This is a genomic window from Paraburkholderia largidicola, assembly GCF_013426895.1.
In the GTDB taxonomy this organism is placed as follows: Bacteria; Pseudomonadota; Gammaproteobacteria; order Burkholderiales; family Burkholderiaceae; genus Paraburkholderia; species Paraburkholderia largidicola.
In genome coordinates this window covers 3231509-3251143 of record NZ_AP023174.1, presented here as the reverse complement: position 1 = coordinate 3251143, position 19635 = coordinate 3231509, and the positions used below count along the sequence as shown (strand labels likewise).

General features: G+C 60.6%; 13 protein-coding genes and 2 rRNA genes. 13 read left to right on the top strand and 2 right to left on the bottom strand.

The window, feature by feature from the left end; all coding sequences use genetic code 11:
- The first annotated feature begins 280 nt into the window (after positions 1–280).
- Positions 281–3161 (top strand): 23S ribosomal RNA (locus tag PPGU16_RS14380).
- Positions 3162–3368: 207 nt separating this feature from the next.
- A 5S ribosomal RNA gene (gene rrf / locus PPGU16_RS14375) occupies positions 3369–3482 on the top strand.
- 357 nt (positions 3483–3839) lie between these two features.
- Here the strand turns inward: rrf and PPGU16_RS14370 are convergent.
- Positions 3840–5033 (bottom strand): M20 aminoacylase family protein, encoded by a 1194-nt coding sequence (locus tag PPGU16_RS14370; RefSeq protein WP_180720559.1) that lies wholly within the window; start codon positions 5031–5033, stop codon positions 3840–3842.
- 167 nt (positions 5034–5200) lie between these two features.
- Between PPGU16_RS14370 and PPGU16_RS14365 the strand changes: the two genes are divergently transcribed.
- Together PPGU16_RS14365 and PPGU16_RS14360 are read left to right on the top strand one after the other, a co-directional pair.
- Positions 5201–7279 (top strand): molybdopterin-containing oxidoreductase family protein, encoded by a 2079-nt coding sequence (locus PPGU16_RS14365; RefSeq protein ID WP_180720558.1) that lies wholly within the window; start codon positions 5201–5203, stop codon positions 7277–7279.
- Positions 7280–7446: 167 nt separating this feature from the next.
- A complete protein-coding gene (locus PPGU16_RS14360) occupies positions 7447–9120 on the top strand; it encodes a long-chain fatty acid--CoA ligase (protein ID WP_180720557.1) in 1674 nt (557 codons plus the stop codon).
- A 195-nt stretch (positions 9121–9315) separates the two neighbouring features.
- Here the strand turns inward: PPGU16_RS14360 and PPGU16_RS14355 are convergent, their stop codons facing one another.
- Complete coding sequence (locus tag PPGU16_RS14355) at positions 9316–10518, bottom strand: porin (RefSeq protein ID WP_180720556.1); 1203 nt, start codon at positions 10516–10518, stop codon at positions 9316–9318.
- Between PPGU16_RS14355 and PPGU16_RS14350 the strand changes: the two genes are divergently transcribed.
- The 9 genes from PPGU16_RS14350 to mraY all read left to right on the top strand — a co-directional run bounded on the left by PPGU16_RS14350 (position 10488) and on the right by mraY (position 19602).
- A complete protein-coding gene (locus tag PPGU16_RS14350) occupies positions 10488–10820 on the top strand; it encodes a hypothetical protein (RefSeq protein WP_180720555.1) in 333 nt (110 codons plus the stop codon). The two genes, PPGU16_RS14355 and PPGU16_RS14350, sit on opposite strands and share 31 nt — an antisense overlap.
- Positions 10810–11439: a 2-polyprenyl-3-methyl-6-methoxy-1,4-benzoquinone monooxygenase gene (gene coq7, locus PPGU16_RS14345; protein ID WP_180720554.1), complete on the top strand. Its 630-nt coding sequence runs from the start codon at positions 10810–10812 to the stop codon at positions 11437–11439. Before PPGU16_RS14350 ends, coq7 begins: the two co-directional genes overlap by 11 nt.
- A gap of 404 nt (positions 11440–11843) precedes the next feature.
- Complete coding sequence (gene mraZ / locus PPGU16_RS14340) at positions 11844–12272, top strand: division/cell wall cluster transcriptional repressor MraZ (RefSeq protein WP_009771045.1); 429 nt, start codon at positions 11844–11846, stop codon at positions 12270–12272.
- 15 nt (positions 12273–12287) lie between these two features.
- On the top strand, positions 12288–13241 hold the full coding sequence (gene rsmH / locus PPGU16_RS14335; protein WP_180720553.1) for a 16S rRNA (cytosine(1402)-N(4))-methyltransferase RsmH: 954 nt from the start codon (positions 12288–12290) through the stop codon (positions 13239–13241).
- Complete coding sequence (ftsL, locus tag PPGU16_RS14330) at positions 13238–13588, top strand: cell division protein FtsL (RefSeq protein WP_036002429.1); 351 nt, start codon at positions 13238–13240, stop codon at positions 13586–13588. The genes rsmH and ftsL overlap by 4 nt, the downstream gene beginning before the upstream one ends.
- Entirely contained in the window at positions 13585–15468 is a 1884-nt protein-coding gene (locus tag PPGU16_RS14325; RefSeq protein WP_180720552.1) for a peptidoglycan D,D-transpeptidase FtsI family protein, read from the top strand. The genes ftsL and PPGU16_RS14325 overlap by 4 nt, the downstream gene beginning before the upstream one ends.
- Positions 15465–17006, top strand: coding sequence for a UDP-N-acetylmuramoyl-L-alanyl-D-glutamate--2,6-diaminopimelate ligase (locus PPGU16_RS14320; protein ID WP_180720551.1), 1542 nt, complete (start codon positions 15465–15467; stop codon positions 17004–17006). Before PPGU16_RS14325 ends, PPGU16_RS14320 begins: the two co-directional genes overlap by 4 nt.
- Complete coding sequence (locus PPGU16_RS14315) at positions 17003–18415, top strand: UDP-N-acetylmuramoyl-tripeptide--D-alanyl-D-alanine ligase (protein WP_180720550.1); 1413 nt, start codon at positions 17003–17005, stop codon at positions 18413–18415. The genes PPGU16_RS14320 and PPGU16_RS14315 overlap by 4 nt, the downstream gene beginning before the upstream one ends.
- Positions 18416–18432: 17 nt before the next feature.
- Positions 18433–19602, top strand: a complete 1170-nt coding sequence (gene mraY, locus PPGU16_RS14310; RefSeq protein ID WP_007747064.1) for a phospho-N-acetylmuramoyl-pentapeptide-transferase — start codon at positions 18433–18435, stop codon at positions 19600–19602.
- The last annotated feature ends 33 nt before the right edge of the window (positions 19603–19635 follow it).

Sequence of the window (19635 nt, the reverse complement as noted above, 5' to 3'; positions counted from 1 at the left end):
CTGAGCATTAAGCATTGGCAATTGAGCCAGTCAGCAAGTGATTTAAGGCATAGCGCCTTATATCGGCTGTCGTTCTTTAACAATCAGGAAGAAGTAGTAAAGAGATTCACGAAAGCGTGCTTAGAGATGGGCGCGTGAGTAGGTGAATCAGGGTTGTGATTGTATCAATGTATTTTTTGAGTTCATCGAAAGACGAACCTGGAATACGGCACAACGCGAATACTCAACCTGTAGCGGATGTTATCCGGTGAGCAATCACTGAGAGACACACCCGTTATAGGGTCAAGCGAACAAGTGCATGTGGTGGATGCCTTGGCGATCACAGGCGATGAAGGACGCGGTAGCCTGCGAAAAGCGGAGGGGAGCTGGCAAACGAGCTTTGATCCTCCGATATCCGAATGGGGAAACCCGGCCCGTATGGGTCATCCATGGCTGAATACATAGGCCATGTGAAGCGAACGCGGTGAACTGAAACATCTAAGTAACCGCAGGAACAGAAATCAACCGAGATTCCCAAAGTAGTGGCGAGCGAAATGGGACCAGCCTGTACTCTTTATCTTCGTTGTTAGCCAAACGCTCTGGAAAGTGCGGCCATAGTGGGTGATAGCCCCGTAGGCGAAAACAGCGAGGAAGAACTAGGTGTACGACAAGTAGGGCGGGACACGTGAAATCCTGTCTGAAGATGGGGGGACCATCCTCCAAGGCTAAATACTCGTGATCGACCGATAGTGAACCAGTACCGTGAGGGAAAGGCGAAAAGAACCCCGGGAGGGGAGTGAAACAGATCCTGAAACCGCATGCATACAAACAGTCGGAGCCTCGCAAGGGGTGACGGCGTACCTTTTGTATAATGGGTCAGCGACTTACATTCAGTGGCGAGCTTAACCGATTAGGGCAGGCGTAGCGAAAGCGAGTCCGAACAGGGCGATTCAGTCGCTGGGTGTAGACCCGAAACCAGGTGATCTATCCATGGCCAGGATGAAGGTGCGGTAACACGTACTGGAGGTCCGAACCCACTAACGTTGAAAAGTTAGGGGATGAGCTGTGGATAGGGGTGAAAGGCTAAACAAACCTGGAAATAGCTGGTTCTCTCCGAAAACTATTTAGGTAGTGCCTCGTGTATCACCTTCGGGGGTAGAGCACTGTCATGGTTGAAGGGTCCATTGCGGATTACTTCGCCATAGCAAACTCCGAATACCGAAGAGTGCAATCACGGGAGACAGACATCGGGTGCTAACGTCCGGTGTCAAGAGGGAAACAACCCAGACCGCCAGCTAAGGTCCCCAAATATGACTAAGTGGGAAACGAAGTGGGAAGGCTAAAACAGTCAGGAGGTTGGCTTAGAAGCAGCCACCCTTTAAAGAAAGCGTAATAGCTCACTGATCGAGTCGTCCTGCGCGGAAGATGTAACGGGGCTAAGTCATATACCGAAGCTGCGGATGCACATTTATGTGCATGGTAGGAGAGCGTTCCGTAAGCCTGCGAAGGTGCGTTGAAAAGCGTGCTGGAGGTATCGGAAGTGCGAATGCTGACATGAGTAGCGATAAAGGGGGTGAAAGGCCCCCTCGCCGTAAGCCCAAGGTTTCCTACGCAACGTTCATCGGCGTAGGGTGAGTCGGCCCCTAAGGCGAGGCAGAAATGCGTAGCTGATGGGAAGCAGGTCAATATTCCTGCACCAGTGTGAAATGCGATGGGGGGACGGATCGCGGAAGGTTGTCCGGGTGTTGGAAGTCCCGGTCGCTGCGTTGGAGAAGGTGCTCTGGCAAATCCGGGCACGGAATTCAAGGGCGTGGCGCGAGCTTCTTCGGAAGCGAAGCAATCGGAAGGGGTTCCAGGAAAAGCCTCTAAGCTTCAGTTTCACATTGACCGTACCGCAAACCGACACAGGTGGGCGAGATGAGTATTCTAAGGCGCTTGAGAGAACTCGGGAGAAGGAACTCGGCAAATTGGTACCGTAACTTCGGGATAAGGTACGCCCCTGTAGCTTGATGCCCCTGCGGGCAAAGGGTGAAGGGGTTGCAATAAACTGGTGGCTGCGACTGTTTAATAAAAACACAGCACTCTGCAAACACGAAAGTGGACGTATAGGGTGTGACGCCTGCCCGGTGCCGGAAGATTAAATGATGGGGTGCAAGCTCTTGATTGAAGTCCCGGTAAACGGCGGCCGTAACTATAACGGTCCTAAGGTAGCGAAATTCCTTGTCGGGTAAGTTCCGACCTGCACGAATGGCGTAACGATGGCCACACTGTCTCCTCCCGAGACTCAGCGAAGTTGAAGTGTTTGTGATGATGCAATCTCCCCGCGGCTAGACGGAAAGACCCCATGAACCTTTACTGTAGCTTTGCATTGGACTTTGAACCGATCTGTGTAGGATAGGTGGGAGGCTATGAAGCGTGAACGCCAGTTTGCGTGGAGCCGTCCTTGAAATACCACCCTGGTTTGTTTGAGGTTCTAACCTTGGCCCGTGATCCGGGTTGGGGACAGTGCATGGTGGGCAGTTTGACTGGGGCGGTCTCCTCCCAAAGTGTAACGGAGGAGTACGAAGGTACGCTAGGTACGGTCGGAAATCGTGCTGATAGTGCAATGGCATAAGCGTGCTTAACTGCGAGACCGACAAGTCGAGCAGGTGCGAAAGCAGGTCATAGTGATCCGGTGGTTCTGTATGGAAGGGCCATCGCTCAACGGATAAAAGGTACTCTGGGGATAACAGGCTGATACCGCCCAAGAGTTCATATCGACGGCGGTGTTTGGCACCTCGATGTCGGCTCATCTCATCCTGGGGCTGTAGCCGGTCCCAAGGGTATGGCTGTTCGCCATTTAAAGAGGTACGTGAGCTGGGTTTAAAACGTCGTGAGACAGTTTGGTCCCTATCTGCCGTGGGCGCTGGATATTTGAAGGGGGCTGCTCCTAGTACGAGAGGACCGGAGTGGACGAACCTCTGGTGTACCGGTTGTCACGCCAGTGGCATCGCCGGGTAGCTATGTTCGGAAGAGATAACCGCTGAAAGCATCTAAGCGGGAAACTCGCCTTGAGATGAGATATCCCCGGGGCTTCGAGCCCCTTGAAGGGTCGTTCAAGACCAGGACGTTGATAGGTCAGGTGTGGAAGCGCAGTAATGCGTTAAGCTAACTGATACTAATTGCCCGTAAGGCTTGATCCTATAACAGGTGTGTCTCGACCAGCGTTAGCGCTTCAGCGCTTACGCTGGTCCGATCCCCGAAGGGGATACTGTGAACCTCCAGAGGAGGTATCAGGACACACAGGTTGAGATCAGTGTTGTGCCAGATTAAACAACACAACCCCCCTCTTTACGCTTCTTCCAGATTGGCTGTGGCGCGCAAAACCGCGACGCAGCAACCCGTCAAAGCCTGATGACCATAGCGAGTCGGTCCCACCCCTTCCCATCCCGAACAGGACCGTGAAACGACTCCACGCCGATGATAGTGCGGATTGCCCGTGTGAAAGTAGGTAATCGTCAGGCTCCCTATATCAACCAGGACCCCGCCCTCAAAAGCGGGGTCTTGGCGTTTGCGGCGCGCGTTTTTAATGCAGCGGCCTCAGCTGGTCGCATACGACAGCGACGACCGTGCCCGCATTTCCTCTCTATCCGACATTCCTGCGAGACGTGTCCCACGTCGCTGATGCCGCGACGACCGCGTGCCTGTGTTCTCGCGACCCCAGTCGACATTTCACCGCATAGTCGTCACTCGGCCACACTGTATTAGTTTCACCGACTGCGGCCACCCAGGGTTCACGTACCGACGCCCCTCAGCGGAACAGCAAACGCACGCATTTGCATGTCCGCCACTCATCTGAGCACTCAGGTCTTAAGCCCCGCTCACGCCTCCGCCAAAAAGCGCTGCGCCAACCGCACCCAATAACTAGCCCCAACCGGCAGCAACTCATCGTTGAAATCGTAGCTCGCGTTGTGCAGCATGCAGGGACCGGCGCCATGCCCGGCTTCACGATGTCCCCCATTGCCGTTTCCAAGAAACGCATAGCATCCAGGTTTCGCCAGCAGCATGAATGAAAAGTCTTCGGCGCCCATCGTCGGTTCGACGGCATCGTCGACCTTATCCTCGCCGACGACTTCCTTCATCACCGCCGCCGCGAACCGTGCTTCCTTGCCGCTATTGACCGTCGGCGGATAGTTGCGATGGAAGGTCATCTCGACCGAACACTCGTAGGCTTCAGCCGTGCTTTGCACGATCTTCCGCATCCGCGTTTCGATCAGATCGAGTGTCTCCGTCGTAAAAGTCCGAACAGTCCCCGCTAGCCATGCCGAATCGGGCACGACATTCACGGCATCGCCGGCATGAATCTGGGTGATCGAAAGCACGGCAGTATCGAGTGGTTTCTTGTTACGCGTAATCACGCTTTGCAGGCCATTCGCGATCTGCACGGCCGTGAACACGGGATCGCGTCCGTTATGCGGTAAAGCCGCATGGGACCCGATGCCTTTGATCTCAATGCGGAATTCGTTGCTCGACGCCATGATCGGACCTTCGGTGACGCCGAAATGTCCTGCGGCCATGCCCGGCCAGTTATGGATGCCGAATACGGCATCGACAGGGAAGCGCGTGAACAGCCCGTCGTCGATCATCGCCTGCGCGCCGGCACCGCCTTCCTCGGCCGGTTGAAAGATCAACACGATCGTGCCGTCAAAATCACCGTGCCTGGCCAGATGGTGCGCCGCGCCGAGCAGCATTGCGGTATGTCCATCGTGACCGCAAGCGTGCATCTTCCCTTCGTTTTTCGAGCGGTGATCGAAGGTATTCAGTTCCTGGATCGGCAGCGCGTCCATGTCAGCGCGCAGACCGATCGACTTCGTCCCCGTCCCGCGCTTGAGCACGCCGACCACGCCGGTTTTGCCGATGCCTTCATGTACCTCGATACCCCACCCAGCCAATGTTTTGGCGACGAGCGACGCCGTCTGCGTCTCTTCATATCGCAATTCCGGATTGGCGTGGATTGTTCGTCGGAGAGTCTGAATTTCGCCGCGAGCGGCTTGGATTTCAGGAAGCAGTTTCATGATGGATTGAGTGTCGGGCTGTGTGCGGTTTGATCCGGACAGTCGATTCCGGAGAAGATCAAAATCGATTCTACGCCCTTCCCTATTTTTGACGGTCGTGTGTCAGATCCGAGCGCCGGAACGTAATAAAATCAACACCTTCATCCGCGCAGCCCCTCGATACAAACATGAACGCTCCCGCCGAATTCGCCCGCGCCGTCTGTCCGCACGATTGCCCCGATACCTGCGCGATGCGCGTGACCGTCGACAACGGCCGCGCGATCAAGGTTGTTGGCGAACCGGATCACCCGCCGACGCAAGGCGTCCTATGCACGAAGGTCAGCCGTTATGCGGATCGCGTTCATCATCCACACAGGCTAAGCACGCCGATGCGGCGGATCGGCAAAAAAGGCGAAGGGCGCTTCGAGCCAATCAGCTGGGACGAAGCGCTGCGCCTCGCGGGCGAGCGTCTGTCCGAAATCGCGGGTCGTGCACCGGAAGCGATCGTGCCGTACAGCTACGCCGGCACGATGGGTTTCGTGCAGGGCGACAGCATCGCGCAGCGCTTTTTCCATAAGCTTGGCGCCTCGCAACTGGACCGGACCATTTGCGCGGCGGCCGGCGCAGCGGGCCTCAAATACACTTACGGCGCGAGCCTCGGGATGCTCACGGAGTTTTTCTCCGAGAGCGAGGTGATTCTGATCTGGGGCGCAAACCCGATCGCGTCGAACCTGCATTTCTGGACGCGTGCGCAGGAGGCGAAGCGCAACGGCGCGCGCCTGATTGCAATCGATCCCTACCGCTCGCTTACTGCCGAAAAATGCCATCAGCACATCGCGCTGAAGCCGGGCACCGACGGCGCGCTCGCGCTCGGCATGATGCACGTGCTGATCGCGGAAGACATGCTCGACCATGCTTACATCGCCGACCACACGCTTGGTTTCGATCAACTGAAAGCGCGCGCGCTCGACTATCCGCCGGCGCGCGTCGCTGAAATCTGCGGCATCGACGAGCAAGTCGTCGTGGATCTCGCGCGCCTCTACGGCAGCACGAAAAAGTCGGCGATTCGGCTGAACTACGGCATGCAGCGCGTGCGCGGCGGCGGCAATGCTGTCCGCGCAATTGCCTGCCTGCCGTCGCTGACGGGCGCCTGGCGCGAGCGAGCGGGCGGTGCGCTGCTGTCGTCGTCGGGGTGGGCGCCTGTCGATTCACATGCGTTGTCGCGGCCCGACCTCATGCCGGGCTGGCCTTCGAAACAGCCGCGCGTCGTGAATATGAACGCGATCGGCGACGCGCTGTGCCATCCGGGCGATGCTTCCTTCGGCCCGAAGGTCGAAGCGATCGTGGTGTACAACTCGAACCCCGTCGCGGTGGCGCCGGACTCCGAGCGCGTCGCCGCCGGCTTCGCTCGCGAGGATCTGTTCACGATCGTGCTCGAGCACTTCCAGACCGATACGGCCGACTACGCCGATCTGCTGCTGCCCGCTACGACGCAGCTCGAGCATCTCGATGTCCACAAGTCGTACGGCCACACGCACGTCATGGTCAACCTGCCGGCAATCGCGCCCGTCGGCGACGCACGTTCGAACACGGAAATTTTTCGTGGCATCGCGCGCGCGATGGCCCTCGACGAACCGGCGCTGTATGAAAGCGATGAGGCGGTGGCGTCGTCGGCGTTTCGCTGGGACGATCCCATACTGGAGGGTTTCAGCTGGGAGACACTGAAGCGCGATGGCTGGGCGAAGCTGAATGTCGCCGATGCGCCGTTCGCGAACGGCGGTTTTCGTACGCCTTCGGGCAAGTGCGAGTTCTATAGCGAGCGTCTCGCCCAAGCGGGTCTCGAACCGGTGCCGGATTATCTGCCGCCCTATGAGTCGGCGGACGGCTCGCCCGAACTCGCAGCCCGCTATCCGCTCGCGATGATCTCTCCGCCCGCGCGCAATTTCCTCAACAGCACCTTCGTGAACGTCGAGAGTCTGCGAGCCACAGAAGGCGAGCCGCATCTCGATATCCATCCCGTCGACGCAAGCGAACGCAGCATCAACGACGGCGATCAGGTCCGCATCTTCAACGATCGCGGCTCGATGCAGGCCCGCGCCCGCGTTACCGACAAGGCGCGTGTCGGGCTCGTAGTCGGCTTGTCGATCTGGTGGAAGAAGCTCGCGCCGGACGGCCGCAACGCCAATCAGGTCACGAGCCAGGCGCTGACCGACCTCGGCGGCTCCGCCACCTTCTACGACTGCCTCGTCGAGGTCGAACGAGCCTGAGTTGTGTTCCTCATGCGCGGCGGACGCTTTCGCCGCGCCTTCGCGCCCCCGTCCGCACTTTCGAGTGCGTCGTCTAACTGGGGGCTTATCCCGAATGTCGACACGTGTACGCATGCTACGATGCGGCTTTTAGCACGACCATTCGAAAATCACGGAGGAGACGCCGTATGGAAAAAGTCTGGCTGAAGTCGTATCCGCCCGGCGTGCCAAAAGAGATCGATCCGACGCAATATGAGTCGGTCACTGCGATGCTGGAGGAGAGCTTCCGCGAATATCGCGCAAGGCCGGCATTCGCCTGTATGGGCAAGCAGATCACGTATGGCGAACTCGACAGCCTGTCGACGCGGCTTGCCGCCTGGCTTCAGTCGAAGGGCATAGCGCGCGGGGCGCGCATCGCCATCATGATGCCCAACGTCCTGCAATACCCCGTCGCGCTCGCGGCGATTTTGCGCGCGGGTTACGTCGTCGTGAACGTGAACCCGCTGTACACGCCTCGCGAGCTCGAACATCAGCTGAAAGACAGCGGCGCGGAAGCGATCATCCTGCTCGAGAATTTCGCCGTGACGTTGCAGGCGGTCGTGCGCAATACGTCGATCAAGCATGTCGTCGTCGCATCGATGGGCGATCTGATGGGCGCGAAGGGCTTGATCGTCAATTTCGTCGTGCGTCGCGTGAAGAAGATGGTGCCAGCGTGGAATCTGCCGGGACACGTCAGCTTCAACGACGCGATTTCCGAAGGCGCGCGCAGCAAGTTCACGCCCGTGAAGCAACGTCCCGACGATGTCGCGTTTCTCCAGTACACGGGCGGCACGACGGGCGTCGCGAAGGGCGCAACGCTCCTGCACCGCAATCTGGTCGCGAACGTACTGCAGTCGCATGTATGGGTCGAGCCGGCGCGCAAGAAGCGCGGCGACATCGATCAGTTCGTGACGGTTGTTGCGCTGCCGCTGTACCACGTGTTCGCGCTGACGGTGTGCGGCCTGCTGACGATCCGTACGGGCGGCCTCGGCGTGCTGATTCCGAATCCGCGCGATATCGCCGGCATGATCAAGTCGCTGCACGGCTACAGGATCACGACGTTCCCCGCCGTGAATACGCTGTACAACGCGATGCTCAATCATCCCGATTTTGCGAAGCTCGATTTCTCGAACCTGCTGGTCGCAAACGCTGGTGGGATGGCCGTGCAGGAAGCGGTGGCAAACCGCTGGTTCGAGCGCACGCACGCGCCGATCGTCGAAGGCTACGGTTTGTCGGAGACGTCGCCGTGCGTCACCTGCAATCCGACTACGGTCACCGAGTACAGCGGCACGATCGGTTTGCCGCTGCCTTCCACTGAGATATCGATTCGCGACGACGACGGCAATGAACTGCCGCCCGGTCAGGCGGGCGAGTTGTGCATTCGAGGTCCGCAGGTGATGGCGGGCTACTGGAACCGGCCGGACGAAACGGCCAAGGTGATGACGTCCGACGGCTTCTTCCGTTCAGGCGACATCGCGACCGTCAACGACGACGGCTTCGTGAAGATCGTCGACCGGAAGAAAGACATGATTCTCGTGTCGGGCTTCAACGTGTATCCGAACGAGATCGAGGACGTGGTCGCCAAGCACCCCGGCGTATTCGAAGTAGCAGCCGTCGGCGTGCCCGACGAGCATTCAGGCGAAGCGGTGAAGCTGTACATCGTGAAGAAGGACGACGCGATCACGGACGCAGACATCTTCGCGTATTGCAAGACCCAGCTGACAGGCTACAAGCGGCCGCGGATGGTCGAGTTTCGCAAGGAACTGCCGAAGAGCAATGTCGGGAAGATATTGCGTCGCGAATTGCGTGACGGCCGGGCGTGAAAATCAGGTTCAGGTAAGCAGACAGGCGAGAGAGACCGCAAGCGCAAAGATCGACGAGACAGTCGGCAGGCGAGACGCGAGAAGGCCCAACGGTTCATACCCGTTGGGCCTTTTCCATTTCACGGGCCGACGGGCTCACCAATAAAAAAGGGCGCCCTAAGGCGCCCTCGAGGGTAACTACGCTTTCACAACTTATTAGAACTTGTGACGGATACCGACACGAGCCGTGATCTGGCTGTTCGAGTTCGACGGCGTCAGACCGTTGATCGAAGCAACCGCTTGCTGGCCCGTCGAGTCCGTACCCGAAGCGTGCTGGTACACGCCGATCAGGTAGACGTCCGTGCGCTTCGACAGGAAGTAGTCTGCGCCGAGTGCGCCCTGGTTGTAGTGCGCGCCGCCATGACCATTGAACGACGCGAGGCGCGTGTAGTCATATGCTGCGCCCAGGACGAGAGCCGGCGTCAACTGATACTTGAAGTTGATTTCGCCGTTGTTGAACGTTGCCGAGCCGCGGTAAGCCGGAGCCGTGACGTTCTCCGTGCCGAGGTTGCCGAACTGGATGAACGAATACGTCACGCCGACCGTTGCTGCGCCGAACGTGTACGCACCACCTGCGCCGCCGACCTGGTACGAGTTAGCCGAAGCGAAGCCCGAGATGACCGGGTTGCCCTGGACGCCCGTCACCTTGCCGATGTTGTTCGTCGGGTTCGCGCCGCTGCTCGGCACGTTGCCCCAGAACGAGGTATTCGGATCGCGGACGTTCAAGTAGCCAGCACCCAACACCAGCGGGCCGTTGTTGTAGCCAGCGCCCAACGACCAGATCTGGTTACGGCCCGTCGCGCCTGCAACACCGCCGAGGCTATACATGCCGCCGAACGTCAGGCCGGCGTAGTTCGCGCTCGTGAACTTGATTGCGTTGTTCACGCGGTTTGCGTTGTTGAAGTTGTCCAGATCGTCCGGGTGAGCCGCGATGTAGCCGCCCCACTGGTCGCCGGCTTCCAGCGGACCGACGTAGTCGACCACGGAGTCATACTGGCGACCCAGCGTAACCGTACCGAACTGGCTCGACAGACCGACATAAGCCTGACGGCCGAACAGTGCGCCGCCCTGACCCGACTTGCCGGAGTTCACGTCGAAGCCGCTTTCCAGCACGAAGACCGCTTTCAGGCCACCGCCCAGATCTTCGGTGCCGCGCAGGCCCCAACGGCTGCCTTGCAGAACACCGCTCGACAGGTTGTACAGGCTCTGGTTCGTACGACCGGCGCCAGCTGCCGTCTGCACGTGGTTCGTATAGTTAAAACCTTCGTCAATAATGCCGTACAACGTCACGCTGCTCTGAGCGTGAGCGACGCCAGCAAACGCGCCCAATGCTGCCAGAGCGAGAAGCGACTTTTTCATCGAAAGATCTCCAAGGAATTGCGAATTATTTTCAAGCAAGGCAAGTATTTATCTGTGTTGCGACCTTGCGTAACTTCTTCGAGAAGTTGCCACGTAATGTAGCAAAGACACCTAAGCGTACAAAGAAAAAGCGGGGCGGCAACCAAGTCGCTGTTTCGTTTACGCAACATGATCTAAAATCCAGAATCGGCCATCGGAAACGCTTCGGAATTTTTCTTGCCACCGGCCGCAAAGCCTTGCTGGACAAGGGTTTGCGCGAAGCGTTCCGGTCGCCGCGTCGTGGAGGCCAGAATGCTGCTTGATGAATTGATTAATGAGTTCGATCGGGGTTTACGCTCAATGACGGGGGTATCGCGCATGTCGCGCCCGCTACCCGTTCCACCCGCGTCGACGGAGCCTGTCGAGTTGAGCGATGAAGAGCGCGCACATGCAGCTGGGCTGATGCGTGTGAATCACGTTGGCGAGGTATGCGCGCAAGCGCTGTATCAGGCGCAAAAGCTGGCGACGCGCTCGCCCACGCTCAAGCAGGCCTTCGAGCACGCCGCGCGCGAAGAGGAAGATCACCTCGCATGGACGTACAAGCGCCTCGAAGCGCTCAATTCGCGTCCAAGCCTGCTCAATCCGCTCTGGTATGCTGGCGCCCTCGCGATCGGGTTTGCGGCCGGTCGTCTTGGCGATCGCGTGAGCCTCGGCTTCATGGCGGAGACGGAGCGGCAGGTTGAACTGCATCTCGGCGGTCATCTGACCACGCTGCCGGAAGGCGATCACGAGTCGCGCGCGATCGTCGAGCAGATGCGTATCGATGAAGCCGCGCACGGCAAGGCCGCAACGGATGCGGGCGGCGTCGAATTGCCATTCCCGGCGCGCGCGCTGATGCGTGCCGCGTCGAAGATCATGACCCGCACGGCGTATCACGTTTAATCTGGTTTAAAGCAAAACTGCTAGAAGTGGGCGGCGCACCCCGCGTCGCCCTGGAAAATCGCTCCAAATCTTCCGTCTTTCCGCGCTTTTCACCCTCCACGAACGCTTTCATTCCGCGCGCTTCCCTCGGACTTTTCACGTATCACCTTCACAAGTTTCGTTAGTTCATTCATTTATAACGATTTTCCATTTTTAGGCGTCACCTGAGCAGGCGTCGCTAAGTCCTTGTTCTAGCAAACAAAATTCGTCAAAAAACCGCGACTCTCCCTTGACCCGTGTTGGGGGTTACTCTAAAGTGGGAGACAGTGTGAGAAAGTGTATTTTTGTGTGATCCAACGCGCTTTCTTCGGTAAATTTCCAGAATCGGGCGACATCTTTCAGCGCCCTGACAAAAGGGGAGTGAAGTGTTCCAAGGGGCGTCAGCGCTGACACTCGATGCGAAGGGGCGGATGTCCGTCCCGTCTCGCTATCGTGATGCGCTGCAAGGACAGGCAGAAGGCCGAGTGACCATTACGCGTCACCCGGACGGCTGCCTGTTGCTGTTTCCGCGCCCCGAATGGGAAGTCTTTCGCGCCAAGATCGTCGCACTGCCTATGGAAGCCAAATGGTTTCAGCGGATTTTCCTCGGCAGTGCTGCGGATGTCGATCTGGACACGGCCGGTCGCGTGCTGATCGCGCCCGAGTTGCGCCAGGCGGCCAAGCTGGAAAAAGAAGTGATGTTGCTGGGAATGGGGAGCCGGTTCGAGATCTGGGACAAGGAAACCTACGACGCGCAGGAACAGGCGGCCATGTCGCAGGGCATGCCCGAGTCTCTGAAGAACTTCACATTCTGACCGCAGGTAATACATATGGCGCCTGCGATGAGTAACGAATTGCAGCATCGCACGGTGCTGCTCGAAGAAGCGGTGAATGCGCTCGTCACGCGCGCGGACGGTATCTATATAGATGGCACGTTCGGGCGCGGCGGCCATAGCCGCGCGGTGCTGGCAAAGCTGGGCGAGTCGGGGCGTCTGATCGGATTCGACAAGGACCCGCTCGCCATTGCGACCGCGCAGCAGATCGCCGATCCGCGCTTCGAGATCGTGCATGAAAGTTTCGCATCACTGCGCGACGCGATGAGCGAGCGCGGGGTAGGGCGTGTGTCGGGAGTGTTGCTGGATCTGGGCGTGTCGTCGCCGCAGTTCGACGACCCGGAGCGGGGTTTTAGTTTCCGCGCCGACGGCCCGCTCGACATGCGGATGGATCCGACGCGCGGCGAGTCCGCCGCGGATTGGCTGGCGCGGGCCACGGTGCAGGAAATGACGGAGGTGATACGGGATTATGGGGAAGAACGGTTTGCTTTTCAGATTGCAAAGGCGCTTGTTGCTCGCCGGGCAGAGTCCGACCGTCTTGGGCCTCTCGTCAGCACGGGCGAGCTTGCCCAAATCGTGGCTAACGTCGTCAAAACCCGTGAGAAGGGTAAGGACCCGGCAACCCGCACCTTTCAAGCTATACGGATTCACATCAATCAAGAGCTTGCGGAGCTGCAAGTCGTACTAGAAGCAGCATTGTCGTTGCTGGAGCAAGGGGGGCGGCTGGTCGTGATCAGCTTTCATTCGCTCGAAGACCGGATCGTCAAGCGGTTCATGCAGACGCACTCGAGTGCGCCTGCTGTCGATCGCCGCCTGCCGATCCGCGCCGTCGACCTGCCGAGCCCGCCGCTCAAACTGATCGGCCGTGTATTCGCGAGCGACGCCGAAGTCGCTGCGAACCCGCGCGCCCGTTCCGCCGTGATGCGCGTCGCGGAGCGGATCGCGCCATGAACCGTCTCAATATCTTCCTGCTGATCGTCGTGATGGGTTGTGCGCTTTCCGTCGTCAACGCGACCAATCAGCAGCGTCAGTTCTTCATCCAGTTGCAGCGCGCCCAATCGCAGGAGCGCCAGCTGCAGCAGGACTATTCGCAGCTTCAATATCAGCAGAGCGCGCTGTCGAAGACCTCGCGTATCGAGCAGATCGCGACTGATTCTCTCAAGATGCAGGGCGCGACCACGGGGCGCACGCAATATCTGACGCTCGACGCCGGTTCCGCCAAGGCTGAAGACGCACCGATCCCGGTCTCGGCGCCGACTCCGGCGTCGGCCGCGAAAGCTCGTGGAGCCACGCGATGAAGAAATCGTCGAACAAGAACAAGAGCGTCGCGTTCTCGGCGAATCCGATTCTCTCGGTGCGCCTGCCGATGTGGCGCTCGAAGCTCGTCGTGTTCCTGCTGTTCATGGCGTTCGTCGCGCTGACGGCGCGCGCGTTCTGGATTCAGGGTCCGGGCAACGGTTTCTATCAGAAGCAGGGTGAAAGCCGCTATCAGCGCCGCCTGGAGTTGCCGGCCACGCGCGGCAAGATTCTCGACCGTAACGGCCTCGTGCTCGCGACGAGTCTGCCCGTGCGCGCCATCTGGGCGATTCCCGAGTCGGTGCCGGACGACCTCGGCGCGGACAAGCTCGCCGATCTCGCCAAGCTGCTCGACATGACGCAGCCGGAACTGCGCAAGAAGCTGTCGGAAGACAAGACGTTCGTCTACGTGAAGCGCCAGGTGCCCGTCGACGTCGCCGCGAAAGTGGAAGCGCTGAACATTCCCGGTATCTATCAGCGCAACGAGTACAAGCGCTTTTATCCGGAAGGCGAAATCACGGCTCACCTGATCGGCTTCACGAACGTCGAGGACGAAGGCCAGGAAGGCGTAGAACTCGGCGACCAGAAGATGCTCGCGGGCGTGGCGGGCAGCCGTCGCGTGATCAAGGACCGTCTCGGCCATATCGTCGAAGACGTGGACGAGCAGGTCGTGCCGCATAACGGTCAGGACGTCGATCTGTCGATCGACAGCAAGATCCAGTACATCGCGTACACGAATCTGAAAGCGGCCGTGCAGAAGTTCAAGGCGAAAGCGGGCGCCGCGATGGTGATCGACGTGCAGACGGGCGAAGTGCTCGCGCTCGTCAATTATCCGACCTATAACCCGAACGACCGCTCGCATCTGACGGGCGAGCAGTTGCGCAACCGCATCCTGACCGACACGTTCGAGCCGGGCTCGATCATGAAACCGTTCACGGTGTCGCTCGCGCTCGATCTGCACCGCGTGACGCCGACTACACTGGTGGATACGGGTGGTGGCCGTTTCGTGCTGGACGGCGCGCCCATCACCGACGACTCTGGCTTCGGTGTGCTCACGGTCGGCGGTGTGATCCAGAAGTCGAGCAACATCGGCGCGACGAAGATCGCGATGCAGCTCAGGCCCGAAGAGATGTGGAACATGTACACGGGCATTGGTCTCGGCCAGGCGCCGAAGGTCGGTTTCCCGGGCGCGGCGGCGGGCCGTCTGCGCCCCTGGAAGAGCTGGCGCCGCATCGAGCAGGCGACGATGTCGTACGGTTACGGTCTGTCCGTGTCGCTGTTTCAGCTGGGCCGCGCCTACACGGCCATCGCGAACGACGGCCGGATCCTGCCCGTATCGATTTTCCGCACGCCGAAAGACCAGCCGGCGACAGGCACGCAGGTTTTCGCGCCGACCACTGCGCGCGAAGTCCGCGCGATGCTCGAAACGGTCGTCTCGCCCGGCGGCACGTCGCCGGATGCGGCTGTGCCCGGCTATCGCGTCGGCGGCAAGTCGGGTACGGCGTACAAGCACGTGGGCCGCGGCTATGACCACAGCAAGTACCGCGCGTCGTTCGTCGGCATGGCGCCGATGCCGAATCCGCGCATCGTGGTGGCCGTATCCGTCGATGAACCGACGGCGGGCAGCCACTTCGGCGGCCAGGTGTCGGGCCCGGTGTTCTCGTCGATCGTCGGCGACACGCTGCGCTCGCTGAACGTGCCGCCCGATCAGCCCGTCAAGCAGATGGTCGTGTCGGATGAAGTGAATCCCGCGAAACCCGCTGCCGCGTCGCAGCCGGCCGCCAATGGTGCGAACGGTGCAAAGAAACTTTCGACGCATGCCGCGCCGAAGAAGCTGCAGATTTCAGACAGCACGAAGAACCGCCCCGGAGTAGTCAGATGAGTGCGCTGCGTTCTTCTCATCCAGCGCAACAGCAGATTGCTGACGCGCTAACCTGGCTGCGCGCACGCGTGCAGCCAGGCGCACATTTGCACGCCGATACCCGCAAGATCGCGGCGGGCGACGTGTTCCTCGCGTATGCCGTCGACGGCGCGGACAACCGTCCGTTCATCGCGAACGCGATTGAGCGCGGCGCGGCTGCCGTGCTCGTGCAATCGGATGGTTTTACGGGCGATATCGATCCCGCGACGATGTTCGCGGTGCCTGGCCTGAACGAACTGGCGGGCACGATCGCGAGCGCGTGGTACGGCGATCCGAGCGACGCGATGCGCGTGATCGGCGTGACGGGCACGAACGGCAAGACGTCGTGCACGAACTGGATTTCGGCGGCGCTGACGGCGCTCGGCCAGCCGTGCGCGATCATCGGCACGCTCGGCAGCGGCATGCCGGGTCACCTCGTGCACACCGGCTTCACGACACCCGACGCGCCGCAACTGCAACGCAGCCTCGCGCAATTGCGCACTGCGGGCGCGAAAGCTGTCGCGATGGAAGTGTCGTCGCACGCGCTGCATCAGGGTCGCGTGAACGGCACCGCGTTTAGCGTCGGCGTGTTCACGAATCTCACGCAGGATCATCTGGACTATCACGGCACGTTCGAAGCCTACGAAGCCGCGAAAGCGCGCCTGTTCGCGTGGCCGGAACTGAAGGCCGCCGTCATCAACGCCGATGACGAAGCGGGCCGCCGCATGATCGCGAGCACGAAGGGCCGTGCGAAGACGATCGCCTACGGGCTTCAATCGCATGCCGACGTGCAGGCCGACGCGTCGATCGTCGCGTCCAATGTGCGCGCGACGGCGACGGGCACGGCATTCCATATCGCGTCCGACTGGGGCAACACCGACATCGAGGTCCACACGCTCGGCACGTTCAACGTGAGCAATCTGCTCGGCGTGCTCGGCGCGCTGCTCGCCTCCGACGTGCCGTTCGACGCCGCTGTCGCGCAGATCGCGAAGCTCGAATCGGTGAACGGCCGGATGGAGCGCCTCGGCGGCCGTTTGCAGAACGACGAGCCGCTCGTCGTGATCGATTACGCGCACACACCGGACGCGCTCGAAAAGACGCTGACGGCACTGCGCCCGATCGCCGACGCACGCGGCGGCAAGCTGATCTGCATGTTCGGCTGCGGCGGCGACCGCGACGCGACGAAGCGCCCGCTGATGGGCGAAATCGCGGAGCGTTGCGCCGACGGCGTGGTCGTGACGAGCGACAACCCGCGCAGCGAAGATCCGCAGAAAATCATCGACCAGATCGCGGCCGGCATGAAGGACGCGTCGAAGGCTCGCCGCATCGAAGACCGCGCGAGCGCGATTCTGCAAGCGGTGCGTTGCGCGGCGCGCGAAGACGTCATCGTGCTGGCCGGCAAGGGTCACGAATCGACGCAGGAAATCATGGGCAAGAAGCGCGCGTTCTCGGATCAGGATCACGCGCGGCTCGCACTCGCGGCCCGCGCGACGCACGCACGCGGAGGTAGCGAATCATGATGTTCACACTGCGTGAAGCCGCCGCGGAGATTCCGGGCGCAACGGTGACGGGCAACGACTCGGTCGCATTCGACCGTGTGTCGACGGACAGCCGTTCATGCGGTCCCGGCGATCTGTTCGTCGCGCTGAAGGGCGACCGTTTCGACGCGCACGATTTTCTGGCCGACGTGGCCGCGCGCAACGTGAGCGCAGTGATGGCCACGCGCACACCGGACAACTTCAACGTACCCGTATTGCATGTGACGGGCGATACGCGCATCGCGCTGGGCGCATTGGCCAACGGCTGGCGCCGCCGCTTTGCGATGCCGCTCGTCGCGGTAACGGGCAGCAACGGCAAGACGACGGTCAAGGAAATGATCTCGTCGATCTTCGCGGCGGCTGTCGGCGAACCATCGCGTCTCGCCACGTCGGGCAATTTCAACAACGACGTCGGCTTGCCGCTGACGCTGTTCCGTCTGAACGAAGCACACAAGCTCGCTGTCGTCGAACTCGGCATGAATCATCCGGGCGAAACGGCGCTGCTCGGCAAGATTGCCGAGCCGAGCGTCGCGGTCGTCAACAACGCGCAGCGCGAGCATCAGGAATTCATGGCGACCGTCGAGGCCGTCGCGCTCGAACACGCCAGCGTGATTCACGCGCTGAAACCCGAAGGCGTCGCCGTGTTCCCCGCCAACGACGCCTACGCCGGCATCTGGCGCGTCGCGGCGACGGGCAACCGCATCGTCGATTTCGCGTTGAACACGTCAGAACGCACGACGGAAGCGGCGGTCCAAGGCACGCTCGAAGGTAATCAGTTGAGCATCGATACGCCCGAAGGCCACGTCGACGTCACACTGCAAGTGCTCGGCGCGCACAACGCGCACAACGCTTTGGCGGCGACGGCAGCGGCGCTCGCATCGGGTGTTTCGCTCGAAGCGATCAAGCGCGGTCTCGAAGCATTCGGCGCAGTGAAGGGCCGCTTGCAGGTGAAGCGCGCGGTGCTCGGCTCGATGACGGGCGCGACCGTGATCGACGACACGTACAACGCGAATCCCGATTCGATGCTCGCCGCCATCGACGTGCTCGCCGAGCGTCCGTCGCCGCGCGTGCTGGTGATGGGCGACATGGGCGAAGTCGGCGACAACGGCCCTGAGTTTCATCGCGAAGTCGGCGCGTACGCGAAGGCGCGCGGTATCGACGCGCTGTACGCACTCGGTGACGCTTCGCGCGACGCGTGTGCCGCGTACGGCACCGAAGCACACCATTGCGACGACGCGAATGCGCTCGTCGCGCAATTGCAGCAGGCCGGTTACGGCGCGGCTGCAACGTATCTCGTGAAAGGCTCGCGCTTCATGAAAATGGAACGCGTGGTGGACGCCGTTACGAGTCCACAACCCGCTGCATCGGGCTCGACGCCCGGCGCACACTGAAAGAGAAGGACAGAAGTATGTTACTGGCGCTGGCGCAATGGCTGCAGAACGACGTAGGCTTTTTGCGCGTGTTCAGTTATCTGACGTTTCGTGCTGTCGCGGCGACGATCACCGCGCTGCTGATCGGGCTCGTCTGCGGCCCGTGGGTGATCCGCAAGCTCGCGCAGATGAAGGTCGGCCAGGCGGTGCGCAAGGACGGCCCGCAGACGCACCTCGTGAAATCGGGTACGCCGACGATGGGCGGCGTGCTGATTCTGATCGGCATCGCCGTGTCCACGCTGCTGTGGGCCGACCTGACCAACCGCTTCATCTGGATCGTGATGCTCGTCACGTTCGGTTTCGGCGTGATCGGCTGGGTCGACGACTATCGCAAGGTCGTCTACAAGGATCCGCGCGGCATGTCGTCGCGTGAAAAGTATTTCTGGCAGTCGGTGATCGGTCTGTTCGCAGCCGTGTATCTCGCGTTCAGCGTCTCGGAAGCGAGCAATGTGCGCGTGTTCGACCTGTTCATGGCGTGGGTGCGCAGCGGCCTGTCGATGGGCCTGCCCGCGCGTGCCGACCTGTTGCTGCCGTTCCTCAAGTCGATGACCTATCCGCTCGGCGTGTGGGGCTTCATCGCGTTGACGTATTTCGTGATCGTCGGTTCGAGCAACGCGGTGAACCTCACCGACGGTCTCGACGGCCTCGTCATCATGCCCGTCGTGCTGGTCGGCTCGTCGCTTGGCGTGTTCGCGTACGTGATGGGCAGCGCGGTCTATTCGAAATACCTGCTGTTCCCGCACATCGCGGGCGCGGGCGAAATGCTGATCTTCTGTTCGGCGATGGGCGGGGCAGGGCTCGCGTTCCTCTGGTTCAACACGCACCCGGCGCAAGTATTCATGGGCGATGTCGGCGCGCTGGCACTCGGCGGAGCCCTCGGCACGATCGCCGTGATCGTGCGTCAGGAAATCGTGCTGTTCATCATGGGCGGGATTTTCGTCGCCGAGACGGTGTCGGTGATGTTGCAGGTCACGTGGTTCAAGTTCACGAAGGCACGTTTCGGTGAAGGCCGCCGCATCTTCAAGATGGCGCCGCTGCATCACCACTTCGAATTGTCGGGCTGGAAGGAAACGCAAGTGGTGGTGCGTTTCTGGATCATCACGCTGATGTTGTGCCTGTTTGGTTTGTCCACGCTGAAGCTGCGTTAAGCCGCATTCGAGTCGTACTCAAAGTCGTACCTA

Bases quoted from the DNA above. Each gene is read 5' to 3' on its own strand.
- PPGU16_RS14355 (WP_180720556.1), bottom strand. From the start codon at position 10,518: ATGAAAAAGTCGCTTCTCGCTCTGGCAGCATTGGGCGCGTTTGCTGGC.
- mraY (WP_007747064.1), top strand. From the start codon at position 18,433: ATGTTACTGGCGCTGGCGCAATGGCTGCAGAACGACGTAGGCTTTTTG.
- PPGU16_RS14365 (WP_180720558.1), top strand. From the start codon at position 5,201: ATGAACGCTCCCGCCGAATTCGCCCGCGCCGTCTGTCCGCACGATTGC.
- PPGU16_RS14350 (WP_180720555.1), top strand. From the start codon at position 10,488: ATGCTGCCAGAGCGAGAAGCGACTTTTTCATCGAAAGATCTCCAAGGA.
- rsmH (WP_180720553.1), top strand. From the start codon at position 12,288: ATGGCGCCTGCGATGAGTAACGAATTGCAGCATCGCACGGTGCTGCTC.
- PPGU16_RS14370 (WP_180720559.1), bottom strand. From the start codon at position 5,033: ATGAAACTGCTTCCTGAAATCCAAGCCGCTCGCGGCGAAATTCAGACT.
- coq7 (WP_180720554.1), top strand. From the start codon at position 10,810: ATGCTGCTTGATGAATTGATTAATGAGTTCGATCGGGGTTTACGCTCA.
- PPGU16_RS14320 (WP_180720551.1), top strand. From the start codon at position 15,465: ATGAGTGCGCTGCGTTCTTCTCATCCAGCGCAACAGCAGATTGCTGAC.
- PPGU16_RS14360 (WP_180720557.1), top strand. From the start codon at position 7,447: ATGGAAAAAGTCTGGCTGAAGTCGTATCCGCCCGGCGTGCCAAAAGAG.
- PPGU16_RS14325 (WP_180720552.1), top strand. From the start codon at position 13,585: ATGAAGAAATCGTCGAACAAGAACAAGAGCGTCGCGTTCTCGGCGAAT.
- PPGU16_RS14315 (WP_180720550.1), top strand. From the start codon at position 17,003: ATGATGTTCACACTGCGTGAAGCCGCCGCGGAGATTCCGGGCGCAACG.
- ftsL (WP_036002429.1), top strand. From the start codon at position 13,238: ATGAACCGTCTCAATATCTTCCTGCTGATCGTCGTGATGGGTTGTGCG.